The 22,265-nt window shown below is 68.2% G+C and carries 20 protein-coding genes and 1 riboswitch; of the genes, 13 read left to right on the forward strand and 7 right to left on the reverse strand.

Translation table 11 applies throughout. The features are described from left to right. On the reverse strand, positions 1 to 1,398 hold the full coding sequence (locus J2848_RS10370; RefSeq protein ID WP_149230944.1) for an ActS/PrrB/RegB family redox-sensitive histidine kinase: 1,398 nt from the start codon (positions 1,396 to 1,398) through the stop codon (positions 1 to 3). Between the two features lie 63 nt (positions 1,399 to 1,461). Here J2848_RS10370 and J2848_RS10375 point away from each other — a divergent pair, with 63 nt between their 5' ends. From J2848_RS10375 to tenA, 3 genes are read left to right on the forward strand one after another with little or no spacing between them, the layout of a single operon-like run. Beyond that, positions 1,462 to 2,265, forward strand: a complete 804-nt coding sequence (locus J2848_RS10375; protein WP_149230945.1) for an ABC transporter ATP-binding protein — start codon at positions 1,462 to 1,464, stop codon at positions 2,263 to 2,265. Continuing rightward, a complete protein-coding gene (locus J2848_RS10380; RefSeq protein WP_149230946.1) occupies positions 2,252 to 3,091 on the forward strand; it encodes an ABC transporter permease in 840 nt (279 codons plus the stop codon). Before J2848_RS10375 ends, J2848_RS10380 begins: the two co-directional genes overlap by 14 nt. Positions 3,092 to 3,140: 49 nt before the next feature. Beyond that, positions 3,141 to 3,827 carry a thiaminase II gene (gene tenA, locus J2848_RS10385; RefSeq protein WP_149230947.1) on the forward strand — a complete coding sequence of 229 codons (687 nt, stop codon included), beginning with the start codon at positions 3,141 to 3,143 and terminating at the stop codon, positions 3,825 to 3,827. A gap of 20 nt (positions 3,828 to 3,847) precedes the next feature. On the opposite strand, the gene J2848_RS10390 is transcribed toward tenA, so the two are convergent. The 3 genes from J2848_RS10390 to J2848_RS10400 all read right to left on the reverse strand — a co-directional run bounded on the left by J2848_RS10390 (position 3,848) and on the right by J2848_RS10400 (position 7,210). Next, positions 3,848 to 4,426 carry a manganese efflux pump MntP gene (locus J2848_RS10390; RefSeq protein ID WP_149230948.1) on the reverse strand — a complete coding sequence of 193 codons (579 nt, stop codon included), beginning with the start codon at positions 4,424 to 4,426 and terminating at the stop codon, positions 3,848 to 3,850. An 83-nt stretch (positions 4,427 to 4,509) separates the two neighbouring features. Further along, positions 4,510 to 4,634, reverse strand: a riboswitch (yybP-ykoY riboswitch). A gap of 26 nt (positions 4,635 to 4,660) precedes the next feature. Continuing rightward, positions 4,661 to 5,995: a guanine deaminase gene (gene guaD, locus J2848_RS10395; RefSeq protein ID WP_149230949.1), complete on the reverse strand. Its 1,335-nt coding sequence runs from the start codon at positions 5,993 to 5,995 to the stop codon at positions 4,661 to 4,663. Positions 5,996 to 6,031: 36 nt separating this feature from the next. After that, positions 6,032 to 7,210, reverse strand: coding sequence for a urate hydroxylase PuuD (locus J2848_RS10400; protein WP_149230950.1), 1,179 nt, complete (start codon positions 7,208 to 7,210; stop codon positions 6,032 to 6,034). Between the two features lie 239 nt (positions 7,211 to 7,449). On the opposite strand from J2848_RS10400, the gene J2848_RS10405 reads away from it, so the two are divergent. The 6 genes from J2848_RS10405 to J2848_RS10430 all read left to right on the forward strand — a co-directional run bounded on the left by J2848_RS10405 (position 7,450) and on the right by J2848_RS10430 (position 15,606). Beyond that, positions 7,450 to 8,907, forward strand: a complete 1,458-nt coding sequence (locus J2848_RS10405; protein ID WP_246193791.1) for a sensor histidine kinase — start codon at positions 7,450 to 7,452, stop codon at positions 8,905 to 8,907. After that, on the forward strand, positions 8,897 to 9,346 hold the full coding sequence (locus tag J2848_RS10410; RefSeq protein ID WP_211103087.1) for a response regulator: 450 nt from the start codon (positions 8,897 to 8,899) through the stop codon (positions 9,344 to 9,346). The genes J2848_RS10405 and J2848_RS10410 overlap by 11 nt, the downstream gene beginning before the upstream one ends. Then, on the forward strand, positions 9,343 to 10,383 hold the full coding sequence (locus tag J2848_RS10415; protein WP_149230952.1) for a sensor histidine kinase: 1,041 nt from the start codon (positions 9,343 to 9,345) through the stop codon (positions 10,381 to 10,383). Before J2848_RS10410 ends, J2848_RS10415 begins: the two co-directional genes overlap by 4 nt. Positions 10,384 to 10,532: 149 nt before the next feature. Beyond that, a complete protein-coding gene (locus J2848_RS10420) occupies positions 10,533 to 11,270 on the forward strand; it encodes a TetR/AcrR family transcriptional regulator (RefSeq protein ID WP_149230953.1) in 738 nt (245 codons plus the stop codon). Positions 11,271 to 11,345: 75 nt separating this feature from the next. Beyond that, a complete protein-coding gene (locus J2848_RS10425) occupies positions 11,346 to 12,521 on the forward strand; it encodes an efflux RND transporter periplasmic adaptor subunit (RefSeq protein ID WP_149230954.1) in 1,176 nt (391 codons plus the stop codon). A 10-nt stretch (positions 12,522 to 12,531) separates the two neighbouring features. Next, positions 12,532 to 15,606, forward strand: coding sequence for a multidrug efflux RND transporter permease subunit (locus J2848_RS10430; protein WP_149230955.1), 3,075 nt, complete (start codon positions 12,532 to 12,534; stop codon positions 15,604 to 15,606). A gap of 72 nt (positions 15,607 to 15,678) precedes the next feature. Here the strand turns inward: J2848_RS10430 and J2848_RS10435 are convergent, their stop codons facing one another. Then, a complete protein-coding gene (locus J2848_RS10435; RefSeq protein ID WP_149230956.1) occupies positions 15,679 to 15,867 on the reverse strand; it encodes a hypothetical protein in 189 nt (62 codons plus the stop codon). 427 nt (positions 15,868 to 16,294) lie between these two features. Between J2848_RS10435 and J2848_RS10440 the strand changes: the two genes are divergently transcribed. The 3 genes from J2848_RS10440 to J2848_RS10450 all read left to right on the forward strand — a co-directional run bounded on the left by J2848_RS10440 (position 16,295) and on the right by J2848_RS10450 (position 17,695). After that, entirely contained in the window at positions 16,295 to 16,642 is a 348-nt protein-coding gene (locus J2848_RS10440) for an Hpt domain-containing protein (protein WP_246193792.1), read from the forward strand. Between the two features lie 125 nt (positions 16,643 to 16,767). After that, on the forward strand, positions 16,768 to 17,160 hold the full coding sequence (locus J2848_RS10445) for a hypothetical protein (protein ID WP_149230957.1): 393 nt from the start codon (positions 16,768 to 16,770) through the stop codon (positions 17,158 to 17,160). Between the two features lie 160 nt (positions 17,161 to 17,320). Next, entirely contained in the window at positions 17,321 to 17,695 is a 375-nt protein-coding gene (locus tag J2848_RS10450) for a response regulator (protein ID WP_149230958.1), read from the forward strand. A gap of 46 nt (positions 17,696 to 17,741) precedes the next feature. On the opposite strand, the gene J2848_RS10455 is transcribed toward J2848_RS10450, so the two are convergent. After that, positions 17,742 to 18,944 (reverse strand): NnrS family protein, encoded by a 1,203-nt coding sequence (locus tag J2848_RS10455; RefSeq protein WP_149230959.1) that lies wholly within the window; start codon positions 18,942 to 18,944, stop codon positions 17,742 to 17,744. 144 nt (positions 18,945 to 19,088) lie between these two features. On the opposite strand from J2848_RS10455, the gene J2848_RS10460 reads away from it, so the two are divergent. Next, positions 19,089 to 20,342, forward strand: coding sequence for a winged helix-turn-helix domain-containing protein (locus J2848_RS10460; RefSeq protein ID WP_149230960.1), 1,254 nt, complete (start codon positions 19,089 to 19,091; stop codon positions 20,340 to 20,342). Positions 20,343 to 20,355: 13 nt separating this feature from the next. On the opposite strand, the gene J2848_RS10465 is transcribed toward J2848_RS10460, so the two are convergent. After that, positions 20,356 to 22,191, reverse strand: coding sequence for a sensor histidine kinase (locus J2848_RS10465; RefSeq protein ID WP_149230961.1), 1,836 nt, complete (start codon positions 22,189 to 22,191; stop codon positions 20,356 to 20,358). Between the last annotated feature and the right edge of the window lie 74 nt (positions 22,192 to 22,265).

Raw genomic sequence — 22,265 nt, forward strand, 5'->3', positions numbered from 1 at the left:
TCATTTCTTGGCGTTGATGGTCTTCCAGCGCACGGAAATCCGCGCGCCCGTTCCGCCCTGATTGGGATGCCCGCCGGCGGTCTGGTCAGCGGGCGGAGTGCTGCTGTCCGGCGGATTGTTGCTGTAGCGCACCGTCGCGCCGGTCTTTTCCAGCAGCGTCTGTGCGATGAAGATGCCCAGCCCCATATGGCCGCCGCCCGTCTGCCCCTTCGGGCCGGAGCGCTCGCCGCGCACCGACAGGTAGGGCTCGCCGATGCGGCCCAGCAGGTGGGGCGGGAAGCCGGGGCCATCGTCCATCACCGTGATGGTGACGCCGCGTCCGTCCCAGGCGGCGGCCACCGTCACCTTGTGTCGGGCGAACTGGTGGGCGTTCTGGATGAAGTTGCCGATGCCGTGGATGATCTCCGGGCTGCGGCGCAGGAAGGGCTCCTCCGCCTCGCCAACCGGGTGGGGTTCCACGGCGAACTCGATATGGCCGAGACGATGCGGGGCGGCGGCGGCCTCGATCAGCGTGGTCAGCGGCAGCCGTTCGAACGGGTCGCCGCCGTCGGCCTCGGGCTTGCGCGCCAAGTCGGCCAGGATCTCGCGGCAGCGCATCACCTGGCTTTGCAGAAGCTCGACATCCTCGCCATAGGGGCTGTCGGGCGGCAGGTCGCGCGCCAGCTCCTTCGCCACCACGGCGATGGTGCCGAGCGGCGAGCCCAGCTCGTGCGCGGCGGCGGCGGCGAGCGCGCCGAGCGCCCCCAGCCGCTGTTCGCGGGCAAGCGCCACCTGCGAGGCGGCGAGCGCATCGGCGAACCGCCGCGCCTCGGCGGCGACGCGGAAGACATAGCCGGCGATGAAGACCGACGACACCGTCAGCGACAGCCAGACGCCGAAGGCATAGAGCGGCGCCATCGAGCGCACCGGCTCCTCCCACGGCAGCGGGAAGTGCCAGAGGGCGAGTGCCGTCAGGCAGATCAGGTTCAGACCGGTCAGCAGCACCGTGCTGTAGCGTGACAGGATGGCCGCACCGACGGTCATCGGCGCCAGCAGCAGGATGGCGAAGGGGTTGCTCAACCCGCCGGTCAGATAGAGCAGCAGCGTCAGCTGCAGCATGTCGTAGCTGAGATACAGCGCCGCGTCGCGGTCGGCCAGCCGCAGCCGGCCGCCCCGCTGGGTCATCGCCACCACGTTCAGCAGGGCCGACGCGCTGATGGCGGCCAGCACCGGCCCCAGCGGCAGCGGGAAACCCAGGCCAAGATTGACGAAGGTCACCGCGGCCAGTTGCCCTAGCACCGCGACCCAGCGGATCAGGATCAGCGTGCGCAGCGTGATGCGGCCGTCGGGCTGCGCCCAGTGCGGCGGCGCCGGAGAAGCCGGGACCGGTACGGTCAGCACGCTGGCGAACGTCACCATGATACATGCCTCCGGGCTGCGTGCCCCTGGCGGTTGCGGCGGCTGCCGCCATATTCTGTGTCCATGACCGAGCGAATCATCCCACAGCAACCAGCCATCCGGGCGGACGGGCTGACCAAGCGCTTCCCGACCCCGGACGGCCCGGACGTGACGGCGGTCGACGCCATCACCTTCGCCGTACCGCGCGGCAGCGTCACCGGCCTTCTCGGCGGCAACGGGGCGGGCAAGACAACGACCATCTCGATGCTGCTGGGGCTTTTGCTGCCGACGGCCGGGACGGTGGAGGTCCTGGGCGTCGACATGGCGCGCCGTCGGCATGCCGTGCTTCCGCGCATGAACTTCTCCTCCCCCTACGTCGAGCTGCCCCATCGGCTGACGGTGCGGGAGAACCTTACCGTCTATGCCCACCTCTACGGTTTGACATGCGTCAAAAAGCGCGTCCAAGAATTGGCCGAGCATCTTGACCTGTCGCGTTTTCTCGATCGCCCCTCCGGCGGACTGTCGGCCGGCCAGAAAACTCGCGTGGCCTTGGCGAAAGCGCTGCTGAACGATCCCGAACTTCTGCTGCTGGACGAGCCGACGGCGTCGCTGGACCCCGACACCGCCGACTGGATCCGGACATATCTTGAGCGGTACCGCCTGCGCACCGGCGCCACCATCCTGCTCGCCTCCCACAACATGCTGGAGGTGGAGCGGCTGTGCGACGGCGTGCTGATGATGCGCCAGGGCCGGATCGTCGACCGCGGCGCGCCGTCGGCCTTGCTCGCCCGCTATGGCCGCCAGACGCTGGAGGAGGTGTTTCTCGACATCGCCCGCGCGTCGGACGACCGCATCCCGACCGGGGAGGCCGCCGATGCCGCCGAATGAAATGGCAATCCCACGCAACGACTTCTCGCTGCGCCGGGTCGGCGCCATGGTGCTGCGTTACTGGTATCTGCTGCGCGGGTCCTGGCCACGCATCCTGGAGTTGGCCTATTGGCCGACGATGCAGATGATCCTGTGGGGGTACATCAACCAGTTCATGGCTTCATCCAGCGGCGGCGGCAGCGGCTGGGTGGCTCAGGGGGCCGGCGTGCTGGTCAGCGCCGTACTGCTGTGGGACGTGCTGTTCCGCGGCCAGCTCGGCGTCTCCATCTCCTTCCTGGAGGAAATGTGGTCGCGCAACCTGGGCCATCTGTTCGTCAGCCCGCTCCGCCCCGGCGAATGGGTGACGGCACTGATGACGATGAGCCTGCTGCGCACCCTGATCGGCGTTCTACCGGCGGCGGCTCTGGCGATCCCCTTCTTCGGCTATTCGGTCTTCGCGCTGGGGCTGCCGCTCGCCGCCTTCTTCGCCAACCTGATCGTGCTGGGCTGGTCGCTGGGGCTGCTGATCGTGGCGCTGATCCTGCGCTATGGCATGGGGGCGGAGGGGCTGGCCTGGATCGTCGTCTTCATGCTGGCCCCGGTCAGCGTGGTCTATTACCCGGTTTCGGTGCTGCCGACCTGGCTGCAACCGGTGTCGCTCGCCCTGCCGTCTGCCCATGTGTTCGAAGGCATGCGGGCGCTGGTGTTCGACGGTACCCTGCGCTGGGACCATCTGGCCTGGGCGGTCGGGCTGAACATGGTCTACATGGCGGGCGGCGTCGCCGTGTTCCTCTACGCCTTCCATCAGGCGCGGGTGCGCGGCGCGCTGCTGCAAACCGGCGAATAGCGGGTAGAGTGTCCGTCCCAATTCGTCAGCAACACCGGAGACCGACGCCATGCTCCTGCCCTCCCACAGCCCCGACCTGTTCGACCGGTTCGTCGCCGAGGCGCGGGCGGACTGGGCGGCCTATGTCGACCATGCCTTCGTGCGCGGGATGGGCGACGGGACGCTGCCGCAGGAGAGTTTCCGGCATTATCTGGTGCAGGATTACCTGTTCCTGATCCATTTCGCCCGCGCCTATGCGCTCGCCATCTACAAGGGCCGCGACCTGCGCGAGATGCAGGCGTCGCTGAACGGGCTGAAGGCGATCCTGGACGTGGAGATGGACCTGCATGTCGGCCTGTGCGCAGGCTGGGGCCTGTCCGCCGCCGAGCTGGAACGGGCGGCGGAGGCCAAGGCGACGATGGCCTACACCCGCTATGTGTTGGAAACCGGCCTGCGCGGCGACCTGCTGGATCTGCATGTGGCGCTCAGCCCCTGCGTCATCGGCTATGCCGAGATCGGCCGCCGGCTGGCGGCAGTGCCAGGTGCGCTGGACGACGCCAATCCCTACCGCGTCTGGATCGCCGAATATGCCGGCGAGGCCTATCAGGAGGTGGCGCGGGCGGCGCGGGAGAATTTGGACCGGCTAGCAGCCGAAGGGATGACCGAGGCGCGCTTCCCCCGCTTGGTCACAATCTTCCGGCTGGCCTGCCGGCTGGAGGCGGACTTCTGGGAGATGGGGATGACTCTGGCGGGGTGAGAGGGGGGCCTCGGCGCCCCTTACCCCATCGTGTGCTCCAGCAGGATCTTCGCGCCCAGCCCGATCAGCACCACGCCGCCCGCCATCTCGGCCCAGCGGCCGAGATGCGCTCCGGCGGCACGTCCGATCAGCACGCCGCCGAAGGCCACCGCGAAGGTCACCACGCCGATCAGCGCCGAGGTCGTCACCATGTCGACGTCGACCAGCGCCAGACCGGCGCCGACGGCGGCGGCGTCGATACTGGTGGCGACGGCGGTGGTCAGCAGGGCCAGCCATTCGGAACGCGCGCTGCGCACCGGGCCGCAATCCTCCTCGCCCTCATCCTCGCCGTCCATGATGGCATTGCGCAGCATCGCACCGCCGACCGCCAGCAGCAGGCCGAAGGCGATCCAGTGATCGACCGACTCGACGAGGCTGGCGAAGGCGATGCCGACGCCCCAGCCGACCAGCGGCATGGCGAACTGGCAGACGCCGAAGGCGGCGCCGACACGCATCGCTTCCGGCAGGCCGGCACGGCGCGAACAGGCTCCGCGGCCCAGGGCCGCAGCGAAGCTATCCATCGAAAGGCTGAAGGCGAGAGCGAGGGACGTGGCGATCATTGGCTGTTCCCGGGCCAGACAACACAGTGGAATCGGACGGACTCCGGCTGGCCGCGGAGATGCCCGATCCACTGGTCTCGCCGGGTCGACCCTCTGGTCGCCGTGCGCGCCATGGCGGTAACGGCCGGAGGCCGGAACCATCCAAGTCTGTTGACGCGAACCCCACCGGATCACCGCCGGCGGGTGGCTACTCCCCAATGACGGCGGAAGTCCTACAGGGACTGGGGGCTTGGGTCAAGCGCCCGTTTGCCGCAGGTGCGAATTGCGGCCGCGCAGATAGGTGGCGGCCACCGAGCGGTCGTCGCCCAGCGTCACCTGGATGAACAGCTCCTCCTCCAGGTCGCCGTCCACCGCCTTCATGCGATGTCGCATAGCCGGGGTCGCGGCGGAGTCGAGCACGACGAGATCGGCCCAGCGGCCGGGCTCCAGGCTGCCGATCTCGTCGGCCATGCCCAGCGCCTCGGCATTGCCGCGGGTCATCCAGTGCAAGGCGGCGAGCGCCGGCAGGTTCTGGCGCCGCAGCTGCAAGACCTTGTAGGCCTCCGCCGCGGTGCGCAGCATGGAATAGCTGGTGCCGCCGCCGACATCGGTGGCGATGGCGGTGCGCACCGGCCGCTCCGGCTTCGACAGGGCGTCGAGATCGAACAGGCCGCTGCCGATGAACAGGTTGCTGGTCGGGCAGAAGACGGCGACCGACCCACTCTCCGACAGGCGGGTCATCTCGGCCTCCGACAGATGGATGCAGTGACCGAACAGCGAGGTCGGTCCCAGTAGCCCGAAACGGTCGTAGACGTCGGTGTAGTCGCGAGCGCCGGGGAACAGGCGGCGCACCTCGGCGATCTCGTCGGTGTTCTCCGACAGATGGGTCTGCATGTGGACGCCGGGATGCTCGCGCAGCAGCGCACCGGCCGCCTCCAGCTGCGCCTCGGTCGAGGTGATGGCGAAACGCGGGGTGACGGCATAGCGCTGGCGCCCCGTCCCGTGCCAGCGGCCGATCAGGTCCTTGCCGTCGCGATAGCTGCTCTCCGCCGTATCGGTCAGGGCGAGCGGGGCATGGCGGTCCATCATCACCTTGCCGGCGATCAGCCCGGCACCGCGCGCCTCCGCCTCGGTGAACAGGGCGTCGACCGATTGCGGATGGACCGAGCCATAGACCACCGCCGTGGTCGTGCCGTTGCGCAGCAGTTCGTCCATGAAGAAGGCGGCATTGGCGGCAGCATGGGCCGGGTTGGCGAAACGCTGCTCCTCGATGAAGGTGTATTTCTCCAGCCAGTCGAGCAGTTGCGCGCCGTAGGAGGCGATGACCTGGGTCTGCGGGAAATGGATGTGGGTGTCGATGAAGCCCGGCAGCACCAGCCGGCCGCTGTGGTCGTCGACCGCCACCCCTTCCGGCACCCGGCCGCGCAGATCGGCCCAGTCCCCGACCTCCAGAATCCGCCCGGCGGCCCCGACCAGCAGCAGCCCATCCTCGTGATAGGTCAGGCAGTCGAGATCCCCCGGCCCGGCAGGCGCGCGACGGAAGCTGAGCAGGCGCCCACGGATGGCGGAAGAGATGGATTGATCGGGCATGGGGATCCGGTTTCTGTAGATCACTTCAAGGCAGGGTTACTTAATGTCACCCGACCAGGCCGCCAACACCGCGCGTTCCTGCGGGGTGATACCGGTGATGTTGGCGGGGGGCATGGCGCTGCTGTAGCCGGCTTGCAGACGGATCTGGTCGGCATGGCGGCGGATGCCATCGCCCTCCAGCACGACACCGCGTGGCGGGGTGGCGATGCCCTCCCACACCGGCTGGACGGCGTGGCACATGCTGCACCGGGTGGTGACGATCTCCTCCACCTGATTGAAGCCGACCTTGACCGGTGCCGTGGCGGCATTGGCCGGGCCGAAGGTGCTGAGCCAGACGCAGCCCAGCATGCCGGCGGCGGCAACCCCCCAGGTCCACCAGGGTGTCGGCTTGCCGGCATGGCGGCTGTTGAAGAAATGGCGGATCGCCGTGCCGACCATCAGGACCAGCGCCACCATCACCCAGTTGTAGCGGGTGGAGCTGACCAGCGGATAATGGTTGGACAGCATCAGGAAGACGACCGGCAGGGTCAGGTAGTTGTTGTGCAGCGACCGCTGCTTTGCCTTCTTGCCCAGCGACGGGTCCGGCGTCTCGCCGCGCAGCATCGCGGCCACCGTCTTGCGCTGGTTGGGGATGATCAGCATGAAAACGTTGCAGGCCATCATCGTCGCCATAAGCGCACCGACCTGCAACATGGCGCCGCGCCCGCTGAAGATCTTCGTCATGCCCCAGGCGGTCGCCACCAGCATGACGAAGCCGGCGACCGCGAGCGCCCCGTCGTTGCGGCCCAGCGGCGACTTGCACATCAGGTCATAGGCGACCCAGCCCGCCACCAGCGCGCCGGCGCTGATCGCCACCGCCTGCCAGGGACTGAGCGCCAGCACGTCCTGGTCGATCAGGAACAGGTCGGCGCCGCGGTAATACAGCACGCACATCAGGAAGAAGCCGCTGAGCCACGTCGCATAGGATTCCCACTTGAACCAGGTCAATTCCTCCGGCAACTGCGGCGGGGCGACCATGTATTTGGTCATGTGGTAGAAGCCGCCGCCATGGATCTGCCAGGCGTCACCCGCCGTTCCGCCCGGCGCCCCTGCCCGCTTGCGCAGCGAGGCGTCGAGATGGATGAAGTAGAAGGACGATCCGATCCAGGCGATGGCGGTGATGACGTGCAGCCACCGCGCCAGGGCGTTGATCCATTCCCACAGGATGGGCTCCATCGCGCGCACGCTCCTTCCGGTCAAGGTCCAGGCTTCGACTCTACGGCGATTGTGCGGGTGCGGAAAACCACTCGTCCATCCCAACAGCTTCAAAAAATGACGAAAGATGGAGAGCCGCCGGAGGACACGCCGATTGCCAACCCCACTGCGAATTGGTAGAGGCTCCTACCCATTCTCGCACCGGCCGGCCATCCGCGATGCAAAAAGCCAGAAGCACCGTCACCCGCCGGACCCTTCTGATGCTGCTCGCCGCCGCGTTCGCCTTGCTGGCGATCATCGTGATGTCAGGGTGGCTGGCGGACAGCACGCAGCAATATTCCCGCTCCGTCAGCCGGATGAGCGCCCTGCGGGTCGCCGCCGGGACCCTCCTCAGCCAGTTGCAAGACGCCGAAGTCGGACAGCGCGGTTATCTGCTCACCGAGGACCGCAACTATCTCAAGCCCTACGAGGCCGCCGTCACGGCGGTGGACAGCACGATCGCCCGGCTGCGCGACCTTGCCGATGGCGATGCCGACGAGTTGCGCATCGTCGACCATCTTGTCGGCCTTGCCGCCGCCAAGCGGGAGGAACTGGCGGAGACCATCGCCCTGATGGAGGCCGGACGCCGCGACGAATCCCTGGCCATCGTGCGCACCGGCCGCGGCATGAGGCTGATGGACGATGCCCGGCGCTCGCTCGCCGACCTGATCACCCCCGCCGATGCCCAGCTCGACACCCAGCTTCGTGCCCTGACCGGACAGGCCAGGATATCAGGCTGGGTGGCGAACCTGGGCGGCCTGTTCATCCTGCTGGTGGTCGGCGGTGCGGTGTGGATCGCGTTCCGCTACACCCGCGACCTCATGCAGGCACAGCGCGCGATCCAGGCGCTCAACGATTCGCTGGAGCAGCGCGTGTCGGAACGCACGATGGAGCTGCAACGGGCCAATGACGAGATCCAGCGCTTCGCCTATATCGTCAGCCATGACCTGCGCGCGCCACTGGTGAACGTGATGGGCTTTACCAGCGAGTTCGAGGCTGGGTTGGCGAGCGTGGCCGCCGACCTCGACCGCCGGCCAACGGACACCAACGATGCCACGGCGGCGGAGGCGCGGCGGGCGGTGAGCGAGGACATGCCGGAGGCCATCGGCTTCATCCGCTCATCGACGACGAAGATGGACCGGCTGATCAATGCCATCCTCGCTTTGTCGCGCCAGGGCAGCCGGACGCTCACCCCCGAACCCGTCTCCATGCAGGCCCTGCTGGAAAATGTGGTCGCCAGCTTCCGCCACCGGGCCGGCGAACTGCGCTGCACCATCGACATTGCCGGACCCTTGCCGTCGCTCGTCTCCGACCGCCTCGCTTTGGAGCAGGTGTTCGGCAATTTGCTCGACAACGCGATCAAGTATCTCGACCCGGCACGTCCCGGCCGGATCACCATCCGCGGACAATCCGGGAAGGGTCGCCTGACCTTCGAGGTCGCGGACAACGGACGCGGGATCGCAGCGCAGGATCACGAGCGCATCTTCGAGCTGTTCCGCCGCTCCGGCGTGCAGGACCGTCCCGGCGAGGGGATCGGTCTGGCCTATGTCCGGACGCTCGTCCGGCGCCTGCACGGCGAGGTCACCGTCGACTCGGTTCCTGGACAGGGCAGCATCTTTCGCATAAGCCTTCCAGATATCCTCCCCCTGCCCTCGGAGACGTCCGCCCATGATGCGTGACCCCCAGACGGTGTGCATCGTCATGATCGAGGACGACGAGGGGCATGCCCGGCTGATCGAAAAGAACATCCGGCGGGCCGGCGTGAACAACGAGATCGTGCCGTTCACCGACGGCAACAGCGCGCTCGCCTATCTGTTCGGACCGGACGGCAGCGGGCAGGCCAGCATCGGCCGGGCGCTTCTCATCCTGCTGGACCTGAACCTGCCGGACATGACGGGCGTCGACATCCTGTCCAGGCTCAAGGCCAACCCCCATACCAAGCGCTTTCCGGTCGTGGTGCTGACCACCACCGACGACCGGCAGGAAATCCAGCGCTGCTACGATATCGGGGCCAACGTCTACATCACCAAGCCGGTGAACTACGAAAGCTTCGCCACCGCGATCCGCCAGCTGGGTCTGTTCTTCTCCGTCATCCAGATCCCCGAGGCGGAGATATGACCGACCCGGCCATACGCATCCTCTACATCGACGACGACGTTGCCATGGCGCGGCTGGTGCAGCGGAGGCTGGAGCGGCGGGGCTATGCCGTGGAGTGGGCGAAGGACGGCCGGGAAGGATTGGACCGGCTGGAACGGGGCGGCATCGCGCTCGTCGGGCTGGACCACGAGATGCCGGGGGAGACCGGGCTGGACATCCTGCCCGCCCTGCTGTCGCGCGAGAACGCGCCGCCGGTCGTCTATGTCACCGGCGCCGGCGACACGCGGGTGGCCGTGGCGGCACTGAAGGCCGGTGCCGACGACTATGTTCCGAAGGAAGCCGGTGAGGGGTTCTTCGATCTGCTGGCGGCGGCCATTGAGCAGGCCCTGGAAAAGGCCCAGCTTCGCCGCGAACGGGAGCGGGCGGAACTGGAGGTGCGCGCCGCGCGCGACCGGGCGGAACTGCTGTTGAAGGAGGTCAACCACCGGGTCGCCAACAGTCTGGCCCTGGTGGCCGCCTTCGTGCGGATGCAGCGGTCGGGCCTGTCCGATTCCATGGCCCGCACCGCCCTGGACGAAACCCAGGCGCGCATCACCGCGATCGCCGGCATTCACCGGAGCCTCTACACCTCCGACGACGTAAGGTCCGTCCGCTTCGATTCGTATCTGGAAACGCTTCTCGCCGAGATGCACACCGCCATGGCATCCCGGCGCCCGGAAAGCTTCATCGTCCTCGCCGACGCGGTTTCAGTGCCGACCGACAAGGCCGTGTCCCTGGCGGTGATCGTGACCGAACTGGTCACGAACGCCTGCAAATACGCCTATCCCGAAGGCCGCTTCGGCAGCATCCGTGTCCGGGCGATGGCTGCCGAGGGGCAGCTGTCGGTGAGCGTGGAGGATGACGGGGTCGGCTACTCCGACGACGATGCGCCCCGGGGAACCGGTCTCGGCACCCGCATCGTCCAGGCGATGGCGACCAGCCTGGGAGCCCTGCTGCATCACGACCGCCAGCATGTCGGAACCCGGGTGACGCTGACGATGCCGCTCCAGCCGCTGTAACCCTGCCCTGACGGCTTCTGTCAGGGGCCGGGCAGGAGACTGCAGGCGATCCGTCCGAACCCATGGACAGGGTGACGCACCCAAGCTATATCTCCGCCCCCAAGGTGAGTAAGCACTCACTTATCACAAGCGACCGATCCGGCACCCCGATGGCACCCCGCCTCGACAGCCAAGCCCGCAAACGGGCGATCCTCGACGCCGCTTTGCCGATCTTCGCGCGCAAGGGCTTCGCCGCGACCACTACACGGGAGATCGCGCAGGCCGCCGGCGTGTCGGAGGCGCTGATCTTCAAGCATTTCCCGTCCAAGGCCTCGTTGTACGAAGCGATCTTCCTCAGCTGCATCGACGGCGACCCGGAATATGAGCGGCTGGTCTCCCTGCCACCGAGCACCGACACGCTGGTGCAGATGGTCCAGGGGCTGGTGAGCTACTTCGTGATCGAGCTGCCGGCCGATCCGAACGAACGCGCCCGCCACCGCCTGTCGATCATCAGCCTGCTGGAAGACGGCGAGTTCATGCGGCAGGTGTTCAAGGGCATCCGCAGCCGCTTCCTGCCCTGCTTCGCCGCCTCCATCGAGGCCGCCATCGCTGTCGGCGATCTGGTGCCGGGGCCGGTCGATGCGGAAAACGGATTCTGGCTTGCCGAGCATCTGTGCGAGATGATGGCGACCGTCTGCCTGTCCGGCGGCGCCATCGTGCCCTATCCTTGCGACCGTCCCGATCTTGCGCGCCAGACCATCTGGTTCATCCTGCGCGGGCTCGGGCTCAGCGACACCGCCATCGCCGCGCATGAGCGCGGCGGACGCTTTCCCTTCGTGCCTTCCCAGCCGCCGCCGGCACATGGCGCAGCCAAGAATGACGACCCCACACCCGAGAGACCGGAGTAGCCGATCGTGACCCTGGACCATTCGCCAAAGACCGAGACGTCATTCGGGCACCCGGCGTCCGAACCGGGCCACGGGATGCCTCCCCCGCCCTCCGCTCCTCCGCCCCGCAAGCCGGTGACGCGCGGGCGGCTGACCCTGCGCATCGTCATCACGCTGATCGTGCTGGGGCTGCTGGGTGCGGCGCTGTACGGCTTCAACACATTCCGCGCCAAGGCCATCGCCGACTTCTTCGCCAACAACAAGCCTCCGCCCACTCCGGTGGCGCTGGCCGAGGCGACGGTGCAGACCATTCCGAAATACCTGTCGGCGATCGGCACGCTGCAGGCGGCGCGTCAGGTGACGGTGGCCCCCGAGGTCGCCGGCCGCGTCGACCGCATCCCCTTCGAATCGGGCACCCGCGTCAAGGCCGGCGACCCGCTGGTGCAGTTGAACGACGCCACCGAACAGGCCGACCTGCTGGCCCAGCGCGCCCAGGCCCGTCTGGCCGAGCTGAACCTGGAGCGCTACCGCGACCTGCGCCGCAGCCAGGCGACGCCCCAGAGCAATGTCGACCAGTATCAGGCACAGCTCGACGAGATCAACGCGAACATGAAGCGCACCAGCGCCCTGATCGGCCAGAAGCTGATCAAGGCGCCGTTCGACGGCGACCTCGGCATCCGTCAGGTCAATGTCGGCGACTACGTCAATCCGGGCGCCACCGTCGTGACGCTGACCGACCTGTCACAGCTCTACATCAACTTCACCCTGCCGGAGCAGTCCTTCACCAAACTGTCGGTCGGCCAGGCGGTGCTGATCAACGTCGACGCCCTGCCCGGCCGCGATTTCGAGGCAAAGATCACCACCATCGAACCGCAGGTCAGCGCCGACACCCGCGCCATCAAGGTGCAGGCGACCATGGACAACCGCGAGCGCCAGCTGCGGCCGGGCATGTTCGCCAATGTCCGCGTCGTCCTGCCGCCGCAGCCCAACACGCTGACCGTGCCGGAAACCGCAGTGGACTACACCGTCTACGGCGATTCCGTCTTCGTCGCCGCATCGCAGAAGACCCCCGACGGCAAGGAGCAGATGGTGGTGGAGCGCAAGCCGGTGAAGACCGGCGACCGTCTCGCCAACCGGGTGGAGATCCGCAGCGGCCTGAACGCCGGCGACCGCGTCGTGGTGTCCGGCCAGCTGAAGCTCGCCAACGGCGCGGCGGTGATCCCGGCGGAGAGCAATCCGCTGACCCCGCCGCAGTCCCTGCCGCAGAACTGAGGCCGACGTCATGGGCAGTTTCACCGACATCTTCATCCGCCGGCCCGTCCTGTCGCTCGTGGTCAGCCTGCTGATCCTGTTGGTCGGCGCCCGCGCTCTGCTGGAGCTGCCGATCCGGCAGTATCCGCAATTGCAGAACACGGTCATCACCGTGACCACCAGCTATCCCGGTGCCTCGCCGGAACTGATGCAGGGCTTCATCGCGACGCCGATCGAACAGGCGGTGGCGACGGCCGAGGGTCTCGACTATCTGACTTCCTCCTCGACCCAGGGGCAGAGCGTCGTCACCGCCTATGTCCGGCTGAACTTCGACCCCAACGTCGCGATGACCGACGTGATGGCGAAGGTGCAGCAGGTCAAATACCAGCTCCCGCGCGAGGCGAACGACCCGGTCATCCTGAAATCGACCGGCGAGACGACCTCCATCCTCTACATGGGCTTCTCCAGCCCCGATTTGCCGGAAGCGGCGATCTCCGACTATCTGACGCGCGTGGTGCAGCCGGTGCTGTCCACGGTGAACGGCGTCGCCCAGGCCAAGATCCTCGGCGGCCAGACCTTCGCCATGCGGCTGTGGCTGGATCCGGTCAAGATGGCGGCGCGCAACATCTCGCCGGCCGACGTGTCGGCCGCCATCACCACCAACAACTTCCAGTCGGCCCCCGGCCAGACCAAGGGCGTCTTCGTCGTCACCAACATCACCGCCAACACCGGCCTGACCGACGTCGAGCAGTTCCGCGACATGGTGGTGAAGGCCAAGGATGGGGCGCTGGTGCGGATGCGCGACATCGCCACCGTCGAACTCAGCTCCCGAAGCTTCGACGCCAGCGTGGCGATGAACGGCCAGCAGGCCGTCTTCATCGGCGTCGACGCCACCCCGACCGGCAACCCGCTGAACATCGTCGCCGACATCCGCAAGATGGAGCCGGACCTGCGGCGCAACCTGCCGCCCGGCATGAAGATGGAAATCGTCTATGACAGCACCCGCTTCATCCAGGCGTCCATCGACGAGGTGGTGAAGACGCTGGTCGAAGCGGTCGCCATCGTCATCGTCGTCATCTTCCTGTTCCTGGGCAGCTTGCGCTCGGTGCTGATCCCGGTGGTGACCATCCCGCTGTCCATCGTCGGCGCCGCGACCTTCATGCTGGCTCTGGGCTTCTCGCTGAACCTGCTGACGCTGCTGGCGATGGTGCTCGCCATCGGCCTCGTCGTCGACGACGCCATCGTGGTGGTGGAGAACATCCACCGCCATATCGAGCACGGCAAATCGGCGGTCGCGGCCTCGCTGATCGGCGCGCGGGAGATCATCGGGCCGGTCATCTCGATGACCATCACTCTGGCGGCGGTCTACGCCCCCATCGGCCTCTTGGGCGGCCTGACCGGCGCGCTGTTCCGCGAGTTCGCCTTCACGCTGGCCGCGTCGGTGATCGTATCGGGCGTGGTGGCGCTGACGCTGTCGCCGATGATGTGCTCCGTCATCCTGAAGGAGGGAAAGCCCGGCCGCTTCGCCGCCTTCCTCGACCGCCAGTTCGAGAGGCTGGCCAACTGGTACGAGCGCCGGCTGGACGGCATGCTGGACTATCGCGCCGCGACCCTGCTGTTCGCCGTCGGCATCCTGCTGTCGGTCGGCTACCTGTTCGCCAACACCATGGCGGAACTGGCGCCGGAAGAGGATCAGGGCATCCTGTTCGGCATCTCCAAGGCGCCGCAATACGCCAACCTCGACTATATCGACAGCTTCGGGAAGCAGATCGACGGCACCTTCGCCAGCTTCCCGGAAACCGACACCCGCTTCGTGCTGACCGGCCTGCCCACCCTGAACCAGGGCTTCGCCGGCATGATCCTGAAGCCGTGGGCCGAGCGCAAGCGGTCGGCCAAGGAACTGCAGCCACTGGCCCAGGCCGAGCTGGGCAAGGTGACGGGCATCAACGTGTTCCTGGTTTCGCCGCCGGCCCTGCCGGGCTCCACCGGCGGCCTGCCGGTGCAGATGGTGATCTCCAGCCCCGGCGATTACCGCACCATCTTCGACGCCATCGAGCGGATCAAGGGCGCCGCCACCAAGAGCGGCATGTTCATCGTCACCGACAGCGACCTGCAATATGACAGCCCGGTCGTCCGGCTGAAGATCGACCGCGCCAAGGCGGCCGACCTCGGCCTGTCGATGAAGTCGGTCGGCGACACGCTGGCCGTGCTGGTCGGCGGCAACTACGTCAACCGCTTCAACCTGAACGGCCGCTCCTACGAGGTCATTCCCCAGGTGCCGCGGGCCGAGCGCCTGACGCCGGAATCGCTGACCAACTATTACGTCACCTCCGGTTCGGGCGCCCAGATCCCGCTGTCGACCGTGGTGTCGGTGGAGACGGCGACCGAGCCCAACGCGCTGAACAAGTACAACCAGCTGCCTTCGGCCACCTTCTCGGCGGTGCCGATGCCGGGCGTCTCCATGGGTCAGGTCGTCGACTTCCTGGAGGAGCAGGCGCGCACCCAGCTGCCGGCCGGCTTCAACCACGCCTACCTGTCGGAGTCGCGCCAGTTCGTGACGGAGGGCAACCAGCTGATGGTCACCTTCGCCTTCGCGCTGATCGTGATCTATCTGGTGCTGGCGGCGCAGTTCGAGTCGCTGCGCGACCCGCTGGTGATCCTGGTGTCGGTGCCGATGTCGATCTGCGGCGCGCTGCTGCCGTTGTTCTTCGGCGTCTCCACCATGAACATCTACACCCAGGTGGGTCTGGTGACGCTGATCGGCCTGATCTCCAAGCACGGCATCCTGCTGGTGGAATTCGCCCGCGAGATGCAGATCAACGAGGGCGTCGACCGCCGTACCGCGATCGAGCATGCCGCCCGCGTCCGCCTGCGCCCGATTCTGATGACCACCGCGGCGATGGTGGTCGGCCTGCTACCGCTGCTGACCGCGGCGGGGGCCGGTGCGGCCAGCCGCTTCTCCATCGGTCTGGTCATCGTGTCCGGCATGCTGATCGGCACGCTGTTCACGCTGTTCGTCCTGCCGGCGGTCTACACCGTGCTGGCCAAGGACCACTATGCCGCCTCGCGCTCCGGCCGGGCGGAGCAGCTGCGCAGCACGACCTGACGCGCCGTCGGACATCACGCGACGAAACAGGCCCCTCCCGACCGGGAGGGGCCTGTTTTCGTTTGGGGCGTCTCACCCCGCCAGTTCCGCCGGCGCCGGCACATCCTCGCCTTCTTCGCGGCGGAGCATCCAGACCAGCCAGCGTTCGGTATGGATCAGCAGGCGCCGGGTTTCCACGCTGTCGCAACCGCGGCTGTGGTCGCGCAGCAGACGGATGGCGCGGCAGATGGCCGACTGCGGGTCGAGGGCTCGTTCCGGCACGGGCGGGGTCCTTGGTAGCAATGATAGGGGCGGCCAGTGAGGCTCTCCGACACATACCGGACCATTCCGCAACCAACGCGTGATCTTTCTCGGGCGCAACCTGAATCCTGTCGCGCAACCGTTCTGAAGCTGCGCGTGGCAGGCAGAATGATGCGGGCAAAGACGGTCAAAGTTCCACAAGCGCCACGACCGGCGGGACCTTGGCCGTGAGACATGCGGGTAAGGCTCCCTTGCTCGCTCTTACCCCTGCCTGTGGTATTTATCGAATGTTATATCTTTTGTTCTACACCAGCAGTCGGGCAATCGCCGTCACGAATGCTGTCCCTTTATGCGCCGGCACTTCAACACCTACAGACCATGGGGCAGCGGCGACGGCACGCCGGCTCCCGGGCCGACCGCTCCCGAATTCCTGTATCCGGAGGCTGACATGACCGACATCCCGGACGACGACCTTCTGGACGAGGAGCAGGTCTCGCTTCTGCTGGAGGTGCTGACGGCCGACGACTGGAGCGCCTCCATCGCCGGCTTCGCCGAGAATGGCCGCAAGACCATCGACAGCATGACCGCCCAGGCCCGCGCCGGGGAACCGCACAACCGCACCGCCCACACGCTGAAGGGCACCTCGCTGAATCTCGGCGCGGCAGCGCTCGGCCGGCTGGCGAAGGACCTGGAACACGCCCCCTCCGCCGCGGTTCTGGAGCAGGAAAAGCGGCTCTACGACCTGCTCGAGCGCTCCATCGCCGCACTCGCCACGCGCACGCCGCTCGACGTCTGAACGGGTAGCCCGGCGGCCCGACAGCCACCAACAGGCAGTCGCCGCTTCCACATTCGGACAGGTCGGCGCGGCACAAAAGCTTCCCTGACACGTTGTTCCTTCAGGACAACGACCAGAGAGGCACCATGACCGACCTTGCAGACGATCTCGACCAATGGACCGGCGCGCGGTCCGGAGCGAGGGCTGACCGGGTGCGGCCGGCGGTGCGCCAGGCCATGGCCGCGGCCGGATTCGTGCCGATGGATCTGGGCGACGGCTGCCACGCCTGGTACCGCCGGTCCGAAGATGGCACCCATGCGCTGATCTCGCACAACAACGCTCTGGACGGTGATCCGACGGTCAGGGACTGGATCGTCGGCCAGTATGGCGAGCGCGGCGGCTTCGTCGAGGTCGGCGGCCTGCCGTTGTCCCGCGCGCTGGAAGGAGCCGACATCCTGCCGTCGCCGGTGCGGCCCGACGGATCGCTGGTGGAAGCGCTCTACCCCTCCCTCCAACAGGCACTTGATGATCTTGGGTGATAGCCCAGCCAGAGCTTGCGAATGGCCCAATGGGCGATGACCAAGGTCCGGGTGGACAAGCGGACGGCTGAACGGAAAAGCTCACGCCGGTTGCCGGATGGGGTTACGACCCCCATCTGACCGCCGACAACAGCTTTGACCAGCAGCGAGCCGCCTGCCCATGGAAGCCGACCGATCCAAGCCCTTGCGCATCCTGCTCGTCGAAGACGAGCCGCTGGTGGCCATGGCCATCGAGGATTCGCTGGAAGTCCAGAATGTCGGCGTCGTCGGCCCCGCCGGCACGGTGGCGGAGGCGCTGGACCTGATCGCCAAGGGCGGCATCGATGCCGCCCTGCTTGACGTGACGCTCCGCGGCGAACGTGTCGACAGCGTCGCCGACGCCCTGAGCGCCCGGGGCATTCCCTTCGTCTTCACCACCGGCCATGGCGCCGCCGGGCTGCCGCAGGGCCACCAGGACCGCCCGGTCCTGACCAAGCCCTTCCGCGAGGTCGAGATGACCGACGCCATCGACCGCTATTTCCGCGGTGGGGCGTAAGGCCCCACCTACGGCACCCTTCTGTCCCGTTCAGCCCGGCCGCCCATCAACCCGGCCGGCCGTCTGCCCGCGGCGACAGCAGAACCGGGGCGTAGGCGGTCAGATACAGGGCGAAGGCCGCGACCCAGGCATAGCCCGACCATTGCAGCGCCACCCACACCCACTCCACTGGCAGCAGCGGCGAGGCGGTGCGGCCGACCGCCGCGACCGTCAGCAGCACATAGGCGGCGACCGTCAGCCGCGACACCACCAGCGGCCGCCCGGTGTGGCCGAGCGAGGCGCGGCTCATCACCGCCAGGATCAGCGTGGCGAAGGCGCCGACCGTCAGCGCATGGGTTCCCGCCGCCGCCGGCAGCCCGGCCAGGGCATGCAGCCCGCGCAGGCCCAGAGCCACCGGCACCCACAGATAGCCGACATGCAGGATCCACAGGATCGGCGAGCGCCAAGCCTTCCAGCCCTGCCAGCCGGCCAGCCGCACCGCGTGCGCAACCGCGGCGGCAAGGGCGATCACCCCGGTGACCACCGACTCCGGCGCCAGCATCGTCGCCGGGATCAGGGCCAGGGTCAGGACCAGCGTCGGCCGCTCCACCATCGGCCAGGACCGCACGCCCAAGCCCGCTTTGCCCAGCCCGTTGCGGGTAAAGGCCGGCAGGATGCGCCCGCCGATCACCGTCACCATCATCAGCACGATGCCGAGGCCCAGTGCGAAGCCGGCATCCGCCCCGCCCTCCAGCACATCCAGCCAGTCCAGATGGATCAGCAGGTTTGCGGCGGTCATCAGCCCGATCAGGATCAGGAAGGCGCTGTTCCGCCATTTCCCGGCCGCCACCAGCGGCCGGGCGAGCGCCAGCCCCAGCCCCGGCAGGAAAGCGATGTCGATCACTGCCGCCACCGGTTCCGGCATGCCGGTCCACGGGAAGACTGCGACTCGGCCGGCGATCCACAGGGCCGCGAGCGCCATCAGCGGGGCGCCGGACACCGCCTTGGTCCCGGTCCAGCTCGGCACCGCGGTCAGCAGGAAGCCGGCGACGGCGGCGATCACCATGCCGAACAGCATCTCATGTGCATGCCAGGCGCTGGCGCCCACCGCATGCTCCGGCCATTCGCCGGTCGCCAGCACGCCCAGCCAGGCGGCCAGCAGCCCGACCGCGGCCACGCCGCTGAACAGGAAGAAGAAGCGGAAGCCATACTGGAACAGGATCGGGACGGCGGGGCCGTCGTCGCGGCCGGCAAGACTGGGGGAGGACATGGACAGGGACTCCGCAAGACGGTTGCTGCAGTGCAGGATTGACTGTCAGCCTGCGCGCCCCGCCCCCACGCCGCCTTGACGAAAATCAAACGCATTCTCAAGCTGGCGTCCCATCCGATTTCGCCCCCAATTTCCCCCGGATCCATGCCCCGTCCCGACAGCCTGTCCCTGCGCGAGGCGCGCCGCGTCGCCATCGCGGCCCAGGGGTTCCCCAACGGCGCCCCCAACAGCATCCCCGACGCCACGCCAGACACCGATCCCGTGGAGGCCCGCCATGTCCGGCGCCTGATCGGGCGGCTGGGGCTGGTGCAGATCGATTCGGTCAATGTGCTGGTGCGTTCCCATTACCTGCCGCTGTTCTCGCGGCTGGGGCCGTACGAAGCGGCGTTGCTCGACCGGCTGGCCTATGGCGGCAAGCGGAGGGCGCTGTTCGAATATTGGGGCCACGAGGCGTCGCTGATCCCGGTGGAGCAGCAGCCGCTGTTCCGCTGGCGCATGGCACGGGCCGAGCGCGGCGAGGGCACCTATGGCGAACTGGCACGCTTCGCCACCGAACGCCGCCCCTATATCGACTCGGTGCTGGCGGAGGTGGCGGCACGCGGCCCGATGGGCGCGTCGGAACTCAGCGAGGCCGGGCGCGGGGCCGGTGGCTGGTGGGGATGGAGCGACGGCAAGCGGGCGCTGGAGTACCTGTTCTGGGCCGGCCTCGTCACCACCGCCGGGCGGCGCGGCTTCGAGCGGCTCTATGACCTGCCGGAACGGGTGCTGCCCGCCGCCATCCTCGACACGCCCACCCCGGAGGAGGCCGAGGCCCAGCGCGCCCTGCTGCGCATCGCCGCCCGTGCCCATGGCGTGGCGACCGAGCGCGACCTGCGCGACTATCACCGGCTGGACCTCGCCGACGCCCGCCTGCGCATTGCCGAACTGGTGGAGGCGGGGGAGCTTCTGCCGGTGACGGTGGAGGGCTGGGACCGCACCGCCTATGTCATCCCCGACCTGCGCATCCCCCGCAAGGCCCCGGCCCGCGCCCTGCTCTCCCCCTTCGATTCGCTGGTCTGGGAACGGCAGCGCACCGAACGCCTGTTCGGTGCCCGCATCCGGCTGGAGATCTACACCCCGGCCCACAAGCGGGAGCATGGCTATTATGTCCTGCCCTTCCTGATGGACGAGCGCATCGCCGCCCGCGTCGACCTGAAATCCGACCGCAAGGCCGCCTGCCTGCTGGTCCAGGCCGCCCATGCCGAACCGCATGCCAGCGTCGATGCCGTCGCCCCGGCCCTGGCGGCGGAATTGCGCCGGCTGGCCGGCTGGCTGGGATTGGAGCGGGTGACGGTGGTCGGTACCGGCGATCTGGCGCCGGCCCTGGCGAGGGCGTTGGGCGACGGGCAGGCTTGCTGAAATCGACCGTCCCCTACCCCATCACCCGCTCCGGCGGAAAGCGCAGCCGAACCGTCGTCCCGCATCCCGGCGCGCTGTCGACGGCTATGCTGCCGCCATGCAGCTCCACCAGGGCGGCGGTCAGCGGCAGGCCCAAGCCGGAGCCGTGCTGGGCCACCGTCATCGGGTCATGGGCGGGGTCGTGCAACTGGGCGAAAGCGGTCAGCGCCTGCGGGATGCGGTCGGGCGGCATGCCGCGGCCGTCGTCGGCGACCGCCAGCACCAGACCGCCGTCTGCCTCGCGCTCCACCGATACCATCACATGGCCGTCGGCGGCGGTGAATTTCAGGGCATTGCCGACGAGGTTAGTCAACATCTGCCGGACCAGCGACGGGTCGGCCCACAGCACCGGCGGATCGTCCGGCAGGCGGGCGGACAGGGTCACGCCGGACCGCTCGGCCCGTGCCGCCATCATCGACAGGGTGGCGTCGACGATCAGGGCGGGCAGGCAATCCTCTTCATGCAGATCCAACGCTCCCGCCTCGATGCGGGCGAGATCGAGCAGGTTGTTGATCAGTTCCAGCATATAGTCGCCGGCCGCGACGATCTGGGCCGCCGCGTCGCCATAGCGCGGGTTGTCCGGCGGCCCGAACAGCCGGTCCCGCAGGATCTCGGCAAAGCCGATGACGGCGGTCAACGGGGTGCGCAGCTCGTGGCTCAGATGGTGGACATAGTCGGATTTGCGGCGGTTGGCGGCGGCAAGCTCCAGCGCCCGGGCCTTCAGGTCGGTGATGTCGGTGCGCAGGCCGACGGTGCCGCCGTCGCAGGTCCGCCGCTCCTCGATGCGTAGCCAGCGGCCGTCGGCAAGCTGCACCTCCATCGGCGGGCCGCCATTGCGGTGCAGGGCCAGCCGCCCGGCGATCCACTTCTCCGCCTGCTCTGGCGGGATGCGGTAGAGGCCCCGCCGCACTCCGTCGCGCAGCAACCTTTCGAACGGAGTGCCGGGCTGCGCCAGATCGGGATCGGAGATCTTCAGGTCGCGGTAGCGGCGGTTGAACAGCACCAGCCGGTCGTCGGCGTCATACAGCACGAAGCCCTGGCCGATGCTGTCGATGGCGTCCAGCAGCAGCCGATGCGCCCGCTCCGCCCGATGCTCCGCCCGGGTCCGGACGGTGACGTTGCGCAGGATGCACAGGATGCGGCTGCCGTCGTCGCCCAGGGGAACCAGCCGCGCCTCGAACACGGCATCGCCCCCGGCCTGCCGGTTGCCGGACAGGCGGAGATCGACCGTTGCGGCGGGAGCACCGGCCACCACCCGTTCCAGCGCGTCGGCCAGAGGCCCTGCGGCCTCCTCCGGCAGCACGTCCTGGATGCGGCCGTTCAGGAAACGAGCGTTCAGGATGCGCTGGGCCGGAATGCCGAACTCGGCGGGGTTGCCGGCGGCGAAGTCCAGGATGCCGCCGTCGCGCCGAAGCTCGAACCGCAGGTCGGGATAGGCGTAGGACAGGGCGACCAGCTGCTCGTTCAGCCGGGCCACCTCCTGCCGCGCGGCACTGTCGGCCGGCGCCTCCACCAGCAGAAGATCGCATCCGGCCACAGGCCCGATGCGGACGGTCAGGGCGGCGGATCCGCCGCCGCAGCGGATGGTCACCGCACGCTCGACGGGGGTGGCAGGCACCGGCCCGGCCGGCATCATGCGCAAAGGTCCGCCCATCGCATCCGGGTCCAGCAGCGTGCAGGCCGCCCCGTTCAGCCAGACGACGGCACCGTCCTCCACCCGCGCCAGCCACAGCGGAGTGGCGAGGCCGGCCAGCAGGGCCAGCCCCGGCAACTGGGACGGATCTTGCGTGACGGCGGACAGGGACGGCATCGGCTCCCCGGCGGCAGGGGTTCAGGATGCGCAATATTGCGTCCTGGAAAGGTAACACGATGGCATGAAAACAG

Origin of the sequence: Azospirillum lipoferum (assembly GCF_024170005.1) — a bacterium.
In the GTDB taxonomy this organism is placed as follows: Bacteria; Pseudomonadota; Alphaproteobacteria; order Azospirillales; family Azospirillaceae; genus Azospirillum; species Azospirillum lipoferum.

Bases quoted from the DNA above. Each gene is read 5' to 3' on its own strand.
- J2848_RS10370 (WP_149230944.1), bottom strand. From the start codon at position 1,398: ATGGTGACGTTCGCCAGCGTGCTGACCGTACCGGTCCCGGCTTCTCCG.
- J2848_RS10375 (WP_149230945.1), top strand. From the start codon at position 1,462: ATGACCGAGCGAATCATCCCACAGCAACCAGCCATCCGGGCGGACGGG.
- J2848_RS10380 (WP_149230946.1), top strand. From the start codon at position 2,252: ATGCCGCCGAATGAAATGGCAATCCCACGCAACGACTTCTCGCTGCGC.
- tenA (WP_149230947.1), top strand. From the start codon at position 3,141: ATGCTCCTGCCCTCCCACAGCCCCGACCTGTTCGACCGGTTCGTCGCC.
- J2848_RS10390 (WP_149230948.1), bottom strand. From the start codon at position 4,426: ATGATCGCCACGTCCCTCGCTCTCGCCTTCAGCCTTTCGATGGATAGC.
- guaD (WP_149230949.1), bottom strand. From the start codon at position 5,995: ATGCCCGATCAATCCATCTCTTCCGCCATCCGTGGGCGCCTGCTCAGC.
- J2848_RS10400 (WP_149230950.1), bottom strand. From the start codon at position 7,210: ATGGAGCCCATCCTGTGGGAATGGATCAACGCCCTGGCGCGGTGGCTG.
- J2848_RS10405 (WP_246193791.1), top strand. From the start codon at position 7,450: ATGCTGCTCGCCGCCGCGTTCGCCTTGCTGGCGATCATCGTGATGTCA.
- J2848_RS10410 (WP_211103087.1), top strand. From the start codon at position 8,897: ATGATGCGTGACCCCCAGACGGTGTGCATCGTCATGATCGAGGACGAC.
- J2848_RS10415 (WP_149230952.1), top strand. From the start codon at position 9,343: ATGACCGACCCGGCCATACGCATCCTCTACATCGACGACGACGTTGCC.
- J2848_RS10420 (WP_149230953.1), top strand. From the start codon at position 10,533: ATGGCACCCCGCCTCGACAGCCAAGCCCGCAAACGGGCGATCCTCGAC.
- J2848_RS10425 (WP_149230954.1), top strand. From the start codon at position 11,346: ATGCCTCCCCCGCCCTCCGCTCCTCCGCCCCGCAAGCCGGTGACGCGC.
- J2848_RS10430 (WP_149230955.1), top strand. From the start codon at position 12,532: ATGGGCAGTTTCACCGACATCTTCATCCGCCGGCCCGTCCTGTCGCTC.
- J2848_RS10440 (WP_246193792.1), top strand. From the start codon at position 16,295: ATGACCGACATCCCGGACGACGACCTTCTGGACGAGGAGCAGGTCTCG.
- J2848_RS10445 (WP_149230957.1), top strand. From the start codon at position 16,768: ATGACCGACCTTGCAGACGATCTCGACCAATGGACCGGCGCGCGGTCC.
- J2848_RS10450 (WP_149230958.1), top strand. From the start codon at position 17,321: ATGGAAGCCGACCGATCCAAGCCCTTGCGCATCCTGCTCGTCGAAGAC.
- J2848_RS10455 (WP_149230959.1), bottom strand. From the start codon at position 18,944: ATGTCCTCCCCCAGTCTTGCCGGCCGCGACGACGGCCCCGCCGTCCCG.
- J2848_RS10460 (WP_149230960.1), top strand. From the start codon at position 19,089: ATGCCCCGTCCCGACAGCCTGTCCCTGCGCGAGGCGCGCCGCGTCGCC.
- J2848_RS10465 (WP_149230961.1), bottom strand. From the start codon at position 22,191: ATGCCGTCCCTGTCCGCCGTCACGCAAGATCCGTCCCAGTTGCCGGGG.